A 15,656-nucleotide genomic window follows, 5' to 3' on the forward strand; every position below is an offset into this window, starting at 1 on the left:
GTCAGAAGGTTTAAGGGGGCAAAGTAACGGTTAAAGTGAAATATGTCTGCTGAAATAGCCAAATTGTGAGCTTTTTCATTGATTACACGGCGTTCTTTTGTTACATTGAATGAAGAAAGGCTCGCTGTGAAGCGGCATTTCAGTACATATATATTAAGGAGGAATTATCATGGCTTACGAACTTCCAGAATTACCTTATGCGTACGATGCTTTAGAACCGCATATCGACAAGGAAACTATGAATATTCACCATACGAAGCACCATAACACATACGTTACAAATTTAAACAAAGCGGTTGAAGGAAACACTGCTCTTGCAAACAAATCAGTTGAAGAGCTTGTTGCAGATCTAGATTCTGTTCCTGAAAACATCCGCACAGCAGTACGCAACAATGGCGGCGGACACGCGAACCACAAATTATTCTGGACACTTTTATCTCCAAACGGCGGTGGCGAGCCAACTGGCGAGCTTGCTGAAGAGATCAACAGTGTATTTGGAAGCTTGGACAAATTCAAAGAACAATTCGCTGCAGCAGCAGCTGGACGTTTCGGTTCAGGCTGGGCATGGCTTGTTGTAAATAACGGCAAACTTGAAATCACAAGCACGCCAAACCAAGATTCTCCGCTTTCTGAAGGCAAAACGCCTATCCTAGGTCTTGATGTTTGGGAGCATGCTTACTACCTTAACTATCAAAACCGCCGTCCTGATTACATTTCAGCTTTCTGGAATGTGGTAAACTGGGACGAAGTTGCTCGTCTTTACAGCGCAGCAAAATAATAACGCAAAACAAGGCCCTCATAAAAGGGCCTTGTTTTTTTATGTCTTCTCTTTACATATCTCGGTTTCAGTGAGACAGACTAAGGGGTAGTAAAGGGGAGTCAGTAATGAGCAAACTAAAAAAGGTAATTGGAGATGTAAATGTAAATAAAGGATTACTTCTTCTGCTGACCGTTGGCGGTCTTTACTCGTTAGGAATTGCGCTTTCCAATACATTTGTGAATGTGTATCTCTGGAAGCAGTCAGGAAAATTTATTGATTTGGCGATATACAACTTATCGATTGTGACGATGCAGCCGATAACATTTTATTTAGCTGGCCGTTTAGCCAAAAAAATAGACCGGGTTTTCATTCTTAGATTTGGAGTGATTTTTTTAGCAGCATTTTATTTAAGTGTGCTGCTGGCTGGAGAAACTGCTGCATCACGTCTTGTTCTCATCGGAGCGGTGCTCGGAGTAGGCTATGGATTTTACTGGCTCGCGTTTAATGTGCTCACCTTTGAAATAACAGAGCCTGATACGCGGGATTTTTTCAACGGCTTTATGGGCATCCTGTCCTCATCTGCAGGAATGATTGGTCCGATTGTTGCAGGATTTGTCATCTCAAGGCTTGAAAATAATACGGGTTACACTGTCATTTTCAGTCTCTCCCTCAGTTTATTTGCACTGGCTGTCGTGATGAGCTTCTTCCTAAAACGGAGAGAATCAAAGGGCCAATTTATGCTGAGTAAGGTATTTGGAGAACGCCACACTAATATGAACTGGCGGCGAATTACAAATGCGCATTTTTTTCAGGGCTTGAGAGAAGGGATTTTCGTCTTTTTAATCAGTGTTTTTGTGTTTATTGAGACAAACAGCGAACTGGCCCTCGGAACCTTTGGTCTCGTCAACTCCGCTGTTTCCTTTTTTGCCTATTATTTTGCATCAAGGCTGATCAAGAAAAAGGCCCGTAAAAAATCAATTTTGCTGGGCGGCCTTATTTTGTACGGTGCGCTGTTTTTGATACTCTTTCATATGAGCTTTACGACATTATTGACGTACGGCGTGTTTATTGCGATCGGCTATCCTCTTTTGCTCGTGCCTTATGTATCACTTACATATGATGTCATAGGACGGGCCAGACATGCCAGAAAAGCGAGAATTGAATATATCGTGCTGAGAGAAATGTTTTTAAACGCCGGCAGAATTGTTTCGATTTTATGCTTTCTCCTTATCGTGGCCCTTTTTAAAGAAGATATGGGTATACCGTTGTCGCTTGCCATCTTGGGTATCGGACATCCGCTCATTTATTACTTTGTCAAGGATATTCGTTTTAAAGAGAAAGAAGAGGAAAATGAAACTATGGAAGAAGACGGCCACAAACGGGTGACTGAACCGAACCTTTTAAAAGGCGAAAGATAATTTTTTGGCAATAAGGGGTTATCTGTAGAAAAAAGTCGAAAAAACCTTTAAAATGAAAAATGGCACTCTTACTTGAGTGTCTTTTCTTTCTGTAAATAGAAAAAGGTGATGTTATGAGGAGAAATAAACAAAAAAAGCAAAATCATAAAGAGAAAAAGAAGTCGCTTCCGATCCGGCTGAATATTTTATTTTTGGCCGCTTTTGTCATATTCACCTGGATTATTGTGGAGCTTGGCATTAAGCAGATCGTTCAAGGCGATGATTACAAAAATCAAGCCAATCAGCAGGAACAAAGTGAAGTCAGCTCGGCGGTGCCGCGCGGGAAAATTTATGATCGGAATTTTAATGCCATTGTAACAAATAAGGCTTTAAATGCGATTACATACACCAGATCTAAATCTACAACGCAAGAACAGCGTTTGAAAATCGCAAAAAAGCTGGCGGATATGATTAAAGTCGACACAAAAAAAGTAACAGAACGGGATAAAAAAGATTATTGGATTTTGACTAGACCAAAAGAAGCGAAAAAGCTGATTACTTCTAAGGAAAGACAGCAGGTAGAAAATAAAAAATTATCAGATGATGATTTATACCAGCTCCAGCTGAAACGGATTACCGATAAGCAGCTGAATGAATTGAATGATAAAGACATGCAGATTCTCGCCATTAAAAGACAGATGGACTCCGGATATGCGTTAACGCCGCAATACATCAAAAATGAAGATGTATCAGCGAAAGAAATGGCAGTTGTAAGTGAACATTTAGATGAGCTGCCGGGTGTTGATGTCACATCAGACTGGGAACGTGAATATCCGTATAAAAATCTTCTCCGCTCAGTGCTTGGAAGTGTATCAAGCTCTGATGAAGGATTGCCATCCAACTTGCTCGACCATTATCTGTCGCTTGGCTACAGCCGAAATGACAGGGTCGGAAAAAGCTACTTAGAATATCAATATGAAAGTCTTTTGCAGGGGCAAAAAGCGAAGGTGCAAAATATTACAGACTCTAAAGGCAATGTAACTGGGACAAAAACGGTGTCGGAAGGAAAAGCCGGTAAAGACCTTGTGCTGACAATTGATATTGATCTGCAAAAATCAGTCGAAAAAATTATTGAAAAAAAACTTAAAGCTGCTAAAGCAAGACCAAGTACTGAATTGTTAGACCGTGCCTTCGTTGTCATGATGGATCCTAGAAATGGTGAAGTACTGACAATGGCAGGGAAGCAGATTAAACGGGAAAATGGTGCCTATAAGTTTGACGATTATGCATTAGGAAATATGACTTCATCCTACGCTATGGGATCAGCTGTTAAAGGTGCAACTGTTTTGACCGGTCTTCAAACTGGAGCCATTAATTTGAATACGATATTTAAGGACGAACCATTATATATCGGTCGTCAAGATAAAAGAGGAAAAAAATCTTGGCAAAACTTAGGTCCGGTTGGTATTCAAACTGCTTTGGAGAAGTCTTCTAACGTGTTTATGTTTAAGACAGCGATAGCAGTTGGTAAAGGTGAATATAAACCTCACCAAGCCTTGCCTCTGGATACTTCTGCGTTTGATACGTTCAGAAATTATTTCAGCCAATTTGGTTTAGGGGTAAAAACAGGAATTGATCTACCAAATGAAATGACGGGATATAAAGGTACAAACAGATTATCAGGTTTCTTGCTTGACTACGCGATTGGGCAGTATGATACTTATACACCGCTTGAATTGGCTCAATATGTCTCTACCATAGCAAATGGCGGCTATCGCATGAAGCCTCAGCTTGTAAAAGAAGTCAGAAAATCAGATGCGAAAAAAGGAATCGGAGCTGTCGTTGAATCTGTTCAGCCTGAAGTATTGAATAAAGTCGATATGAAGAGTAGCTATATTAAAGAGGTTCAGGCTGGCTTTAGACGGGTCGCTACTAAAGGGACAGCCGCAGGTCAACTTGCTTCAGCATCATATAAACCGGCTGCTAAAACAGGAACAGCGCAGTCTTTCTATGATGGACCAGATAAATCAAAAACAGGAACAGCAACTTACAATACGACACTTGTCGCTTATGCACCTGCTGATAATCCTGAGATCGCCATTTCTGTGGTGGTTCCTTGGACCTACATTGATTATAATGACAGATATTCAATTACGAACGAAATCGGCAGAGAAGTATTGGATAAATATTTTGAGCTGAAATCGAAGCAGGACAAAGAAGATACTCAGCAAAAGAATAAAGACAAAATCGAAGAAAAAGCAGAAAACACCTCGTCTTCTGCTAACTAAACAGAAACGTCCACATCATGTGGGCGTTTTTTTATACAAAAAAATGCACGGATTTACAAAACCTTAACATTCGATTTAAACCTATTTTACATAGAACCTTTACTCTATACGTGTAGGACAAATTACACATTATACGCAGGGGGAATTCAGGAAATGAAAAAAAACAAATTGGTGCTTATGCTTCTGATGGCTGCTTTTATGATGGTTGCAGCTGCATGCGGAAACGCAGGAGAAAGTGAAAAAACAAATAGCGGCTCTGCAAAAGGAGAAGAAAAGGCATCAGGTTCTTTAACCATTTCTGGTTCATCGGCCATGCAGCCATTAGTACTTGCAGCTGCAGAAAAATTTATGGAAGAAAACCCTGATGCTGATATACAGGTACAAGCAGGGGGGTCTGGAACAGGGCTTTCTCAAGTATCTGAAGGGGCTGTTCAAATCGGAAATTCAGATGTTTTCGCTGAAGAAAAAGAAGGTATCGACGCAAAAGCGCTTGTAGATCATCAAGTTGCAGTAGTCGGTATGGCAGCGGCTGTAAACCCTGATACAGGTGTAAAAGATATCTCAAAAGATGAATTGAAAAAAATCTTCACTGGCAAAATCAAAAACTGGAAAGAGCTTGGCGGAAAGGACCAAAAAATTACGCTTGTAAACCGTCCTGATTCTTCAGGTACACGTGCTACATTTGTAAAATACGCGCTTGACGGAGAAGAACCGGCAGAAGGCATTACTGAGGATTCTTCCAACACTGTGAAAAAAATCATTGCTGATACTCCGGGAGCGATTGGATATCTTGCATTCTCATATTTAACAGATGACAAAGTAACAGCTTTATCTATTGACGGTGTGAAGCCCGAAGCGAAAAACGTTACAACTGGAGAATATCCAATCTGGGCTTATCAGCATTCTTATACAAAAGGCGAAGCGAAAGATCTAGCGAAAGAATTTCTTGATTATCTAAAGAGTGAAGACATTCAAAAAAGCATTGTAACTGACCAAGGGTACATTCCGGTGACTGATATGAAAGTGACTCGCGATGCCAAAGGGAAGCAAAGCTGATCTAAATAAAAAGAGGAGTGCGGAGACTTCCGTTTCTCCTCTTAACACATTCATAGGAGTGTAAAACAATGATAAACAATAGAGAAAATATGTCTGTGAGCGAACGTTTAATCAGCTCAAGGCAAAATAGGCAATTGGATGAAGTTCGGGGAAGAATGATCGTGACAGCCTGCGCGCTTATAATGATAGCGGCATCTGTGGCGATCACTATTTTCCTCGGCATTAAGGGGCTGCAATCTTTTCTTGTAAATGGTGTAAGCCCAATTGAATTCTTAACGAGTCTGAATTGGAACCCTACAGATTCTGATCCGAAATACGGAGTGCTGCCTTTTATCTTTGGCTCATTTGCAGTAACGATTCTCTCCGCTCTCATTGCTGCGCCGCTCGGCATAGCAGGTGCGATCTTTATGACAGAAATTGCGCCGAATTGGGGGAAGAAAGTGCTGCAGCCGGTGATCGAATTATTGGTCGGCATCCCATCTGTTGTTTATGGATTCATAGGTCTTACAGTATTGGTGCCTTTTATTGCTCAGTTCAAAACGAGCGGAACAGGACACAGTTTATTGGCGGGAACGATTGTGCTTTCCATTATGATTCTGCCGACGATCACATCTATCTCAGCCGATGCGATGGCATCACTTCCGAAAAGCTTAAGAGAAGGTTCTTACGCTCTCGGTGCGACAAGATGGCAGACCATTAGAAAAGTGCTCATCCCTGCAGCTTTTCCGACATTAATGACTGCCGTTGTCCTAGGTATGGCGCGTGCGTTTGGTGAGGCTCTGGCTGTCCAAATGGTCATTGGAAATACAAGAGTATTGCCTGAAAGTCTGTTTGACACCGCAGGAACATTGACAACCATTATTACGCTGAATATGGGCCATACCACATACGGAAGCGTTGAAAATAATACACTGTGGTCAATGGGACTTGTTCTGCTGGTGATGTCATTCTTATTCATCCTGCTTATTCGCTACTTGTCATCTAGGAGGAAAGTGTAATGAACCGCAAATTAACAGATAAACTGGCGACTGGAATGTTCGGTTTATGCGCAGCCATTATCGCCGCGATTCTAGTCGGTCTGTTTTCCTATATTATTATTAACGGTGTTTCTCAGCTCAGCTTTGATTTTATTACGACAAAATCAAGCGCCATTGCCGCAGGAGGCGGGATACGAGACCAGCTGTTTAACTCCTTTTATATTCTGTTTATCACGATGCTGATTACCATCCCGCTCGGAGTGGGCGGCGGAGTGTTCATGGCGGAATACGCGCCTAACAACAAAGTGACAGATTTTATCAGAACGTGTATTGAGGTCCTTTCATCTCTTCCATCAATTGTCATTGGAATGTTCGGCTTACTGATGTTTGTTAACCTGACAGGCTGGGGATATACGATCATAGGCGGGGCGCTGGCATTAACGGTCTTTAATCTTCCTGTTATGGTGCGTGTGACAGAAGACGCGGTCCGTTCAGTCCCTAAAGATTTGAAGGAAGCATCGCTCGCTTTAGGTGTTTCTCGATGGCATACCGTAAAAACTGTTTTAATACCAAGTGCGATCCCTTCCATCATTACAGGTGCCATTTTAGCGTCAGGAAGGGTGTTCGGGGAAGCGGCGGCTTTATTATTTACAGCAGGGCTTACAACGCCGCGCCTCAATTTTGCAGAGTGGAATCCGTTTTCTGAAACATCGCCGCTTAATATTTTCAGACCCGCTGAAACACTTGCGGTCCACATTTGGAACGTAAATACGCAAGGGATGATTCCGGATGCTGAAGCGATTGCCAACGGCGGTTCTGCAGTGCTGGTGATTTCAGTCCTAGTCTTCAATCTCGCGGCGAGATGGCTTGGAACAATAATCTATAAAAAGCTTACGGCAAATTAGACCGGAAAGAGGCGAAAACAATGTCTGAACAAATGGTAAAAGAAAAGCCTGAGAGTGCGGTTATGCTTCCTCAGCAGCAAAATGTGCTCGAGGTGAAGGATCTGTCTATTTTCTACGGAAACAAACAGGCCGTTCGTCACGTGAATATGGAGATTGAAAAAAATGCGGTGACTGCTTTGATCGGGCCGTCAGGATGCGGCAAATCTACTTTTCTTAGAAATATTAACCGCATGAATGACTTAATTCCTTCTGCAAGAAGCGAAGGTGAAATTTTGTATGAAGGATTAAATATACTGGGAAGCAATATTAACGTTGTCAGCTTAAGAAGAGAAATCGGCATGGTCTTCCAAAAGCCGAATCCATTTCCAAAATCGATCTACCATAATATCACGCATGCATTAAAATATGCCGGAGAGCGGAACAAATCAGTGCTCGATGACATCGTGGAAGAAAGCTTAACAAAAGCGGCGCTCTGGGATGAAGTAAAGGACCGTTTGCATTCATCTGCACTTTCGTTATCAGGCGGTCAGCAGCAGCGTTTATGTATTGCCAGAACGCTCGCGATGAAGCCGGCCGTTCTTCTTCTTGATGAACCTGCTTCAGCGCTAGATCCGATTTCGAATGCGAAAATAGAAGAATTGATTACGGAATTGAAAAGCGAATACTCAATTATTATTGTCACTCACAATATGCAGCAGGCTTTGCGGGTGTCTGACCGGACGGCTTTCTTTTTAAACGGCGAGATCGTTGAATACGGACAAACCGAACAAATTTTCACAAGTCCGAAGCAGCAAAAAACAGAGGATTACATTAACGGGAAATTCGGATAGGAGGCTGGCAATGAGTATTGCTACCGAAGCTGTAAAGAAACAGGAAGTATATCAAGTCAACGGAATGAATTTATGGTATGGGGAAAACCATGCCTTGAAAAATATCAATTTGAGCATTAATCAAAACGAAGTCACGGCGATTATCGGGCCGTCAGGATGCGGCAAATCGACATTTATTAAAACATTGAATTTAATGATTCAGATGACGCCGAATGTAAAGCTTGCGGGTGAGCTGAACTATAATGGCAGCAACATTTTAAAGGATAAAGTCGATATCGTAGATCTACGCAAAAATATCGGCATGGTATTTCAGAAAGGAAACCCGTTTCCGCAATCAATTTTTGATAATGTTGCTTACGGACCGAGAGTTCACGGCATCAAAAATAAAAAGAAGCTGCAAGACATTGTAGAAAAGTCATTAAAAGACGTGGCGCTGTGGGATGAGGTGAAGGATCGTTTGCATTCATCTGCACTCTCATTATCAGGCGGCCAGCAGCAGCGTCTCTGTATCGCCAGAGCTCTTGCGACAAATCCTGATATTTTGCTGATGGATGAGCCGACATCTGCGCTAGATCCAATTTCGACGAGAAAAATTGAAGAGCTCATTCTTCAGCTGAAAAATAAATACACCATCGTTATCGTGACGCACAACATGCAGCAGGCAGCGAGGGTTTCTGATCAAACTGCATTTTTCTACATGGGTGAGCTTGTTGAATGCGACAATACAAATAAAATGTTCTCTCAGCCGAGAGATCAAAGAACACTCGATTATATTACAGGGAAATTCGGATAAAAAAAACAGGCTGTTACATAGCCTGTTTTTTTATCGTGTTAATGTTTTAACGATCTTTTTGAAGGTCATATCTGATTTAACTTTAAATTCTCCGGCACGAATCTCCTTGTGATACCCAGCGTCGATCACGTAGTCATTAAAGTCCTTAGCTGAAGAAATAATGCCTTCTTTTTCAAGAATAGCTGATACATCTGCGGTGCTCATGCCGTCTTTAATGATGAGCTTGTACGTTTTTACTTTGTTTTTCGAGTCTGAGCTGCTGTCATCGCTCAGAGATTTCTCTTTTGAGTCGAGAAGCTTTTGATATTCATCACGGTTAACAGAAACCATTTTTTTAGAATCGAGATAATTGTTCACGTCCTGCTCGGTTACTGTTTTTTGTTCTTTTACAGCAGCGGCTTGATCTTCATCTGTCAGATAAAAAACACTTGCGAGAACGGCTGTCGCTAATATGATACCGCCGGCAAATGCCTGAATGCCTCGTTTTGTCATACGAGCACCTTCTCATTATCTTTTATAATCGTATTCACGTCTTCTACTGATACATGCTCAGCTTTAGCAATTGCTTCAGCTGACATGCCGTTATTATATTTAGAAAGTATTTGTTTGGCGATCTTTTGATTGATGCCGCTGTTCTTTGCTTTGCGGATCACAAGGTTTGTTTCAAGTAATTCTTCCTCAAGCACTGTCATTTTCTTTTTGAGCTTATAAATTTCCTGCATAGCAGAAAGCTGCAATGTTTCAAGCTCCTGCTCGACATCTTTCATCGGATCTCGTTGAGAATATGAGAATGCAATTAGCGCTATACTGACGATAAACAACGCAATAATAGCAATTTCCACGTTTCATCACCTTCTATTCTTTTTTTATCCTTCTTTTTTATACCATAAAACAAGTGGATTCTAAAGGAATTCGCGAAAAAAACGAGTTTTTGTCGAGAAATCTTTCTTTTCTTCCTTTATGGGTAATGGTTTAATAGGATCACCGAGCCAATGGAAGGAAAGGAGAATGTGAGAAGCCTATGGACAAACACTCATTTCCCCATAACATTCGAAGCGGGATTCCTTTTTTTAGGGACATATTCGACATGAACATCCAAAACTCTCACACATTGACAGTCCGATGGAATCTTTCAGTTGAGACGATGAAACTGGCGGAAACCGTGCTTTTCGAAAAAGCGCCGGACATGATAAAAGAAATCCGTATTTTCGTGAAAAGAAACGGTATAGAAGCTGTCAGGACGAAACGCATAAAACGGGGCAAAGGGAAATGGATCATTGTTCAGGTGCCTGGTCATGCTTTATATCGCGCAGAATGCAGAATACTGAATTCAATGAATGTTTCTCTCAAACTAGCTGAAACAGAGGACATCTTTCTTGCAGAAAACGGTGTCAGCGACATAAACAGTTTCCGCAATGCAGAAATACATACCAGGTGGGAGGAGCAATTTTCTGCTTATACCTGCTATCGCACTGAGGGAAAAGGGAAATGAACATCCTTATGCTTTCATTCGAGCATCCTAATAAACCGAAAAGCGGGCTTGGCGTTCATTTGAGCCGTCTTATTTCTTATTTAAATCCGCATATCAAAATAACGGTATGCGTTCCAAGCGGTAAGCTATGTTCCAATGCGAATGTTGAAGACTTTATAGCTGATGTCAATGTCAGAATGGTTCAACAAGTGTTGTCATGCAATGAACGCTTTGATCTGATTCATGCCCATGATGACATGACGGCTCCTGCCGCTCATTATTTGAAAAAGCAGCTTGGCATTCCGCTTGCTGCAACGATCCACGGGCTTGAAAGCAGAAGGAAGCGTGCATGCAAAGAAACGCCTCATCCGTACAGGCTGCTGACGGAGAGGCTCCTCCTTGAAATTTCCGACGAACTGATTGTGTTAAGCAGTTTTATGAAGAGATCGATGAATAAGGCGTATCCGTTTCGTGAAAAAATAACCGTCATCCCAAGCCCTCTGTCTCTGCAGGCAAAAAGTGGCCTAGCTGAAAGGATCATTCATAAAAGATACTTGTTTTCGTTTGGAAGGTTTGTTCCGGAAAAAGGGTTTTCACAGCTGTTGAAGGTATTTTCTATTCTGAACAAATGCCGGCCTGACCTTCAGTTGGTGCTAGCTGGACAAGGCCCGTTTCTGGCTGCCTATAAGAAACTGGCTGAGCAATTGAGCATAAAGGAAAGTGTAATGTTTTATCCTTTTTTAAATAGAAGAGAGATCGTGACGTTACTGTCTCAATGTGAAATGGCTGTTTTCCCAAGCTTTTATGAACCCTTTGGGCTCGCTGCACAAGAAAGCATGGAACAAGGCGTGCTGACAGCTGTTTCACAGTCGGGCGGTTTTTGTGACTTTGCCGTTCATGACAAAACTGCAATTGCTGCTGATTTTTCGCAAGAACGGGAAGCGGCCGATAGGCTTCACAACATATTAATAGATGAAGAAAAGGCCCGCCGGATAAAAGAAGCGGGCAGAGAACAGGTGATGAAACTGCATCATCCACGGATCATCCAAGCATCATATTTGCAGCTTTATCAGCGTCTATCCAATAATTCATCATTTCATTGAAAAACATCCTAGCATTCCGTGCATTATAGTGGTATTATATATAAGTCTGAATAAGTAAATGATATTTAGTTTGGAGGGAAAACAATGCGCGTTAATATTACTTTGGCTTGCACAGAATGTGGTGAGCGTAACTATATTTCTAAAAAGAACAAACGCAACAATCCAGACCGCGTTGAATTTAAAAAATATTGCCCACGTGATAAAAAATCTACGTTACACCGTGAAACAAAATAACAGCATAGCTGTTTGAGGTGTAAGAAAAAAGCCAGAGCTTTGAAAAAGGTTCTGGCTTTTTTCTATTCCGAGGGGGATGGAAATGAAATCACAATTAAGAAAAAAAACAATAGAAACGTTATCAGCGATATCGAATGAAGAACTGTCTAAGAAAACTGCGCGTATCAACGAGCATTTATTTTTTCTCCAAGAATGGCAAAATGCCAGCACCATAGCCGTCACCATTTCAAGAGGGCTGGAGGTACCGACACGGCCGATCATCGAAAAAGCCTGGGGCGAAGGGAAAGAAGTTTGTATTCCAAAGTGTGATTCCGACACGAAAAGAATGCAGTTCCGCACTTTCCAAGCGGATGATCAGCTTGAAACGGTTTACGCCGGACTTCAGGAGCCAATGATTGAGAAAACGAATGAAGTGATCCAATCACAGATTGATTTGATGATCGTGCCTGGCGTATGTTTCGATGCCAACGGCTATAGGATTGGCTTTGGCGGCGGTTATTATGATCGTTATTTAAGTGATTATAAAGGGAACACAGTTTCTTTGCTTTTAGAATGCCAGCTGTATGATCACGTGCCGCATCTGTCACATGATATCCCGGTTCAAATGCTGGTTACTGAGGATCGAATCATTTCTTGCTTTTCATAGCTTTCTCGTCCCTCCGTCAAGAATAAATAAGAAAGAATAACAAACCCTAATGGCAGGAGGGATATAATGAAAAAATTTATGATCTATGCCATTTGTGCTGTTTCTGCCGTGATGTTTTACCAAAACCGTTACCGTCTCATGAATACCGTGCTCAGCCAGCCGGGAATCAGACGGTCCTTTATTCATCTTTTTTTAAGAATTCCGTTTATCCGCAATAAGTTTATACAGCAAGCTTTTTAAAAATCCCGTTTTCACGGGATTTTTTGCTTTTAGTAGGCGTCAAGAGCACCAGCTGTTATAATGAAAAAAAACCATTGGAGCGGTAAACATGTATTTGTTGGAGTATACATATTGGAAGATCGCGGCGCATTTAGTAAGAAGAGGGTATGGCGTCATACAATCCGGTGAATCTGATGAAATATGGCTGGAAGCACCGGACAAATCCTCTCATGATCTGATTCGCCTCTTTAAACAGAATATTGATTTTCGCCAAGAAATTGCAAGGGACATAGAAGTGCAGGCGGAGCGAGTAGAGCATGTCAGGAAGTCTATCGGCAAGCGGCATTTGAAGCTGCTGAATGTGCTGATTACAGCGGAAGCCCCTGTCGATGACTGGGAGGAAATCGCTGAAAAGCCTTTTGAAAAAGGACAGGTATCCGTTGAAACGGCACTTGTGACTGGCACTTCGCTTCATGAAGATCTGCAGGCAGTTTTTCCCTCACTTGATGCTGTTGAATGGACGGAAGACCGAGACTCATTGGAACACGCGCAAATGGCGAAAGAACGCTTTTTTTCACTAGTGCAGAAACAAGAGGAACAGCGAAAAAAAGAAGCGGCGTTTTTCCAGAACGGAAAACCGATCTTTACATATTTGTTCATCGCGTTGCAGCTCGTGATGTTTTTCCTGCTCGAAATAAACGGAGGCAGCACCAATACGGAGACGCTTGTTGCTTTCGGTGCTAAGGAAAACGGCCTGATTGCAGCCGGAGAATGGTGGCGCCTGCTGACGCCGATTGTGCTTCACATCGGCCTTGCGCATTTAGCCTTTAACACGCTGGCTTTATGGTCGGTTGGAACCGCTGTTGAGCGCATGTATGGATCAGGCAGATTTTTGCTGATTTATTTGGCGGCGGGTATCACGGGATCGATCGCCAGCTTCGTGTTCAGTCCGTATCCTTCAGCCGGTGCTTCAGGCGCCATATTCGGATGCTTAGGCGCATTGCTGTATGTAGCTGTGTCAAACCGAAAAATGTTTCTAAAAACGATAGGCACAAATATTATTGTTATTATCCTGATAAACCTGGGTTTTGGCTTTGCGGTCTCAAATATTGATAATTCGGGGCATATTGGCGGCTTGGCCGGCGGTTTTCTTGCTGCGGCAGCACTGGGTTTGCCAAAAGCAAAAGACTGGGGCAAAAAACTGGTGTCAGCGATTCTGCTGGCTGCCCTGGCCGGCGGGTTTCTCTCTTACGGATTGCATTCACCGTCCCATCAGGAGACAGCGCTGATCCGGCAGGCAAATGAGCTTTACCAGGAAGGGAAATATAAGGAAGTAACCGAATTGCTGAACGGTGAAGCAGAGCAGAAAGACGCTTCAGCTGATCTTCTGAAAGTCCTGGCAGTTTCTGATATTCAAATGGGCGAATATGAACAGGCGATTTCTCTTTTGGAAAGAGCAGTGCAAAAAGAGCCTAAAGACCATGCGTCCTATTACAATTTGGCATTGCTGTATGCGGAAAAAAATGAACTTGGTCAAGCTGATCAGGCAATCAGGACCGCTGTAAAGCTGAAGCCGAAGGAGAAGCGTTACATAGAACTGCAGCAGCAAATTGAAAATAATAAAGAATAAATGACTGGATGAGAAAACGTTGAATTTGCCAAGGAATGAATCCCGGGTATTTTTGTCAGCGTTTTCTTCTTGACTGGCCGGTTCTTTATGACTACGCTATTTATAGTTAAGATCAAGAATGGTGAGGAATATGAATACATTTTATGATGTACAGCAGCTGTTAAAAACATTTGGACACATTGTTTACTTTGGTGACAGAGAGCTTGAAATTGAGTTTATGCTTGATGAATTAAAGGAACTATATATAAATCATATGATTGAGAAGGAGCAGTGGGCTAAAGCGGCAGCTGTCCTTCATAAAGAGCTGGAACAAACAAAAAAACGGAAGAGATTTACGTAAAGGTTAAGGTGATAAAAATGGACGAGATATGGTTTGCGGGAATCGATCTTGGAGGAACGACGATAAAACTCGCATTTATTAATCAATATGGAGAGATTCAGCATAAATGGGAAGTGCCGACCGATAAGTCCGGTGACACCATTACCGTGACAATAGCAAAAGCGATTGACAGCAAGCTGGATGAGCTTCATAAACCGAAGCACATCGTCAAATATATAGGAATGGGCGCACCGGGGCCAGTAGATATGGCAACTGGGGTCGTTTATGAAACGGTAAATCTGGGCTGGAAAAACTATGCTTTAAAAAATCATCTGGAAACGGAAACAGGCATCCCTGCGGTTATAGAAAATGATGCGAATATTGCCGCGCTCGGAGAAATGTGGAAGGGTGCGGGTGATGGCGCAAAAGACGTCATTCTCGTTACTCTAGGCACAGGAGTTGGCGGCGGTATTATTGTGAATGGGGAGATTGTGCACGGGATAAATGGCGCTGGCGGAGAAATCGGCCATATTTGCAGCATCCCTGAAGGCGGGGCGCCGTGCAACTGCGGTAAAACAGGCTGTATTGAAACCATCGCGTCAGCAACTGGCATTGTTAGAATTGCAAAAGAGAAAATTGCAAAAGCTAAAAAGCCGACTCAATTAAAAGCATCTGATCATTTAACGGCACGAGATGTATTTGAAGCAGCAAATGAAAATGATGAATTAGCTCTTGAAATTGTCGATTATGTAGCTAAGCATCTCGGCCTGGTGCTTGGCAATCTGGCCAGCTCGCTTAATCCGTCAAAAATTGTTCTCGGCGGCGGCGTTTCAAGAGCCGGAGAATTGCTGAGATCCAAAGTCGAGAAAACATTCCGTATATGTGCCTTTCCGCGCGCTGCGGAAGCGGCTGATATATCTATTGCGGCGCTTGGAAATGATGCGGGCGTTATCGGAGGGGCTTGGATTGCTAAGAATGAATGGCTGAAACACCAAAATTGTTAAATTTGTGAAAATGAAATTGATTTT

At 42.3% G+C, this 15,656-nt stretch carries 17 protein-coding genes and 1 pseudogene; 16 read left to right on the top strand and 2 right to left on the bottom strand.

The features are described from left to right. Nucleotides 1–169 precede the first annotated feature (169 nt). From sodA to pstB (ACQVGS_RS08535), 8 genes are all read left to right on the top strand, one after another. On the top strand, nt 170–778 hold the full coding sequence (gene sodA, locus ACQVGS_RS08500; protein WP_024122071.1) for a superoxide dismutase SodA: 609 nt from the start codon (nt 170–172) through the stop codon (nt 776–778). Between the two features lie 107 nt (nt 779–885). Continuing rightward, on the top strand, nt 886–2,178 hold the full coding sequence (locus ACQVGS_RS08505; RefSeq protein ID WP_024122070.1) for an MFS transporter: 1,293 nt from the start codon (nt 886–888) through the stop codon (nt 2,176–2,178). A 113-nt stretch (nt 2,179–2,291) separates the two neighbouring features. Next, a complete protein-coding gene (gene pbpA / locus ACQVGS_RS08510; protein WP_216394005.1) occupies nt 2,292–4,445 on the top strand; it encodes a penicillin-binding protein 2A in 2,154 nt (717 codons plus the stop codon). A 153-nt stretch (nt 4,446–4,598) separates the two neighbouring features. Beyond that, nucleotides 4,599–5,501: a phosphate ABC transporter substrate-binding protein gene (locus tag ACQVGS_RS08515; RefSeq protein ID WP_400153483.1), complete on the top strand. Its 903-nt coding sequence runs from the start codon at nt 4,599–4,601 to the stop codon at nt 5,499–5,501. Nucleotides 5,502–5,569: 68 nt separating this feature from the next. Then, nucleotides 5,570–6,499 carry a phosphate ABC transporter permease subunit PstC gene (gene pstC / locus ACQVGS_RS08520; protein ID WP_024122067.1) on the top strand — a complete coding sequence of 310 codons (930 nt, stop codon included), beginning with the start codon at nt 5,570–5,572 and terminating at the stop codon, nt 6,497–6,499. Continuing rightward, a complete protein-coding gene (gene pstA / locus ACQVGS_RS08525; protein ID WP_024122066.1) occupies nt 6,499–7,383 on the top strand; it encodes a phosphate ABC transporter permease PstA in 885 nt (294 codons plus the stop codon). The genes pstC and pstA overlap by 1 nt, the downstream gene beginning before the upstream one ends. 20 nt (nt 7,384–7,403) lie before the next feature. Next, the gene (gene pstB, locus ACQVGS_RS08530; RefSeq protein ID WP_127696765.1) at nt 7,404–8,213 is read left to right on the top strand and encodes a phosphate ABC transporter ATP-binding protein PstB; all 810 of its coding nucleotides are present in this window, start codon (nt 7,404–7,406) and stop codon (nt 8,211–8,213) included. A gap of 10 nt (nt 8,214–8,223) precedes the next feature. Further along, the gene (gene pstB / locus ACQVGS_RS08535) at nt 8,224–9,006 is read left to right on the top strand and encodes a phosphate ABC transporter ATP-binding protein PstB (protein ID WP_024122064.1); all 783 of its coding nucleotides are present in this window, start codon (nt 8,224–8,226) and stop codon (nt 9,004–9,006) included. Between the two features lie 30 nt (nt 9,007–9,036). Here pstB (ACQVGS_RS08535) and ACQVGS_RS08540 read toward each other — a convergent pair whose 3' ends face one another. Both ACQVGS_RS08540 and ACQVGS_RS08545 read right to left on the bottom strand, forming a co-directional pair. Beyond that, nucleotides 9,037–9,498 (bottom strand): MltG/YceG/YrrL family protein, encoded by a 462-nt coding sequence (locus tag ACQVGS_RS08540; protein ID WP_106020104.1) that lies wholly within the window; start codon nt 9,496–9,498, stop codon nt 9,037–9,039. Continuing rightward, a complete protein-coding gene (locus tag ACQVGS_RS08545; RefSeq protein WP_010334943.1) occupies nt 9,495–9,848 on the bottom strand; it encodes a hypothetical protein in 354 nt (117 codons plus the stop codon). The genes ACQVGS_RS08540 and ACQVGS_RS08545 overlap by 4 nt, the downstream gene beginning before the upstream one ends. Before the next feature lie 179 nt (nt 9,849–10,027). Between ACQVGS_RS08545 and ACQVGS_RS08550 the strand changes: the two genes are divergently transcribed. The 8 genes and pseudogenes from ACQVGS_RS08550 to glcK all read left to right on the top strand — a co-directional run bounded on the left by ACQVGS_RS08550 (nt 10,028) and on the right by glcK (nt 15,632). Next, nucleotides 10,028–10,498, top strand: a complete 471-nt coding sequence (locus ACQVGS_RS08550) for a hypothetical protein (protein ID WP_223203881.1) — start codon at nt 10,028–10,030, stop codon at nt 10,496–10,498. Then, nucleotides 10,495–11,580 (top strand): glycosyltransferase family 4 protein, encoded by a 1,086-nt coding sequence (locus tag ACQVGS_RS08555; RefSeq protein ID WP_106020103.1) that lies wholly within the window; start codon nt 10,495–10,497, stop codon nt 11,578–11,580. The genes ACQVGS_RS08550 and ACQVGS_RS08555 overlap by 4 nt, the downstream gene beginning before the upstream one ends. A gap of 84 nt (nt 11,581–11,664) precedes the next feature. After that, a complete protein-coding gene (gene rpmG, locus ACQVGS_RS08560) occupies nt 11,665–11,814 on the top strand; it encodes a 50S ribosomal protein L33 (protein WP_003153056.1) in 150 nt (49 codons plus the stop codon). A gap of 82 nt (nt 11,815–11,896) precedes the next feature. Then, nucleotides 11,897–12,460, top strand: a complete 564-nt coding sequence (locus ACQVGS_RS08565; RefSeq protein WP_106020102.1) for a 5-formyltetrahydrofolate cyclo-ligase — start codon at nt 11,897–11,899, stop codon at nt 12,458–12,460. Between the two features lie 66 nt (nt 12,461–12,526). Beyond that, complete coding sequence (gene yqgO / locus ACQVGS_RS08570) at nt 12,527–12,700, top strand: protein YqgO (RefSeq protein WP_024122059.1); 174 nt, start codon at nt 12,527–12,529, stop codon at nt 12,698–12,700. 88 nt (nt 12,701–12,788) lie between these two features. Next, on the top strand, nt 12,789–14,309 hold the full coding sequence (yqgP, locus tag ACQVGS_RS08575; protein ID WP_400153484.1) for a rhomboid protease YqgP: 1,521 nt from the start codon (nt 12,789–12,791) through the stop codon (nt 14,307–14,309). Nucleotides 14,310–14,439: 130 nt separating this feature from the next. Then, nucleotides 14,440–14,656: pseudogene (locus ACQVGS_RS08580) on the top strand (YqgQ family protein). A gap of 10 nt (nt 14,657–14,666) precedes the next feature. Next, nucleotides 14,667–15,632, top strand: a complete 966-nt coding sequence (glcK, locus tag ACQVGS_RS08585) for a glucose kinase GlcK (RefSeq protein ID WP_024122056.1) — start codon at nt 14,667–14,669, stop codon at nt 15,630–15,632. Nucleotides 15,633–15,656: the final 24 nt, after the last annotated feature.

This window comes from Bacillus sp. SD127 (assembly GCF_058566445.1).

Excerpts from the sequence above, each read along its gene's own strand:
- sodA (WP_024122071.1), top strand. The coding sequence starts at position 170 with ATGGCTTACGAACTTCCAGAATTACCTTATGCGTACGATGCTTTAGAA.
- ACQVGS_RS08505 (WP_024122070.1), top strand. The coding sequence starts at position 886 with ATGAGCAAACTAAAAAAGGTAATTGGAGATGTAAATGTAAATAAAGGA.
- pbpA (WP_216394005.1), top strand. The coding sequence starts at position 2,292 with ATGAGGAGAAATAAACAAAAAAAGCAAAATCATAAAGAGAAAAAGAAG.
- ACQVGS_RS08515 (WP_400153483.1), top strand. The coding sequence starts at position 4,599 with ATGAAAAAAAACAAATTGGTGCTTATGCTTCTGATGGCTGCTTTTATG.
- pstC (WP_024122067.1), top strand. The coding sequence starts at position 5,570 with ATGATAAACAATAGAGAAAATATGTCTGTGAGCGAACGTTTAATCAGC.
- pstA (WP_024122066.1), top strand. The coding sequence starts at position 6,499 with ATGAACCGCAAATTAACAGATAAACTGGCGACTGGAATGTTCGGTTTA.
- pstB (WP_127696765.1), top strand. The coding sequence starts at position 7,404 with ATGTCTGAACAAATGGTAAAAGAAAAGCCTGAGAGTGCGGTTATGCTT.
- pstB (WP_024122064.1), top strand. The coding sequence starts at position 8,224 with ATGAGTATTGCTACCGAAGCTGTAAAGAAACAGGAAGTATATCAAGTC.
- ACQVGS_RS08540 (WP_106020104.1), bottom strand. The coding sequence starts at position 9,498 with ATGACAAAACGAGGCATTCAGGCATTTGCCGGCGGTATCATATTAGCG.
- ACQVGS_RS08550 (WP_223203881.1), top strand. The coding sequence starts at position 10,028 with ATGGACAAACACTCATTTCCCCATAACATTCGAAGCGGGATTCCTTTT.
- ACQVGS_RS08555 (WP_106020103.1), top strand. The coding sequence starts at position 10,495 with ATGAACATCCTTATGCTTTCATTCGAGCATCCTAATAAACCGAAAAGC.
- rpmG (WP_003153056.1), top strand. The coding sequence starts at position 11,665 with ATGCGCGTTAATATTACTTTGGCTTGCACAGAATGTGGTGAGCGTAAC.
- ACQVGS_RS08565 (WP_106020102.1), top strand. The coding sequence starts at position 11,897 with ATGAAATCACAATTAAGAAAAAAAACAATAGAAACGTTATCAGCGATA.
- yqgO (WP_024122059.1), top strand. The coding sequence starts at position 12,527 with ATGAAAAAATTTATGATCTATGCCATTTGTGCTGTTTCTGCCGTGATG.
- yqgP (WP_400153484.1), top strand. The coding sequence starts at position 12,789 with ATGTATTTGTTGGAGTATACATATTGGAAGATCGCGGCGCATTTAGTA.
- glcK (WP_024122056.1), top strand. The coding sequence starts at position 14,667 with ATGGACGAGATATGGTTTGCGGGAATCGATCTTGGAGGAACGACGATA.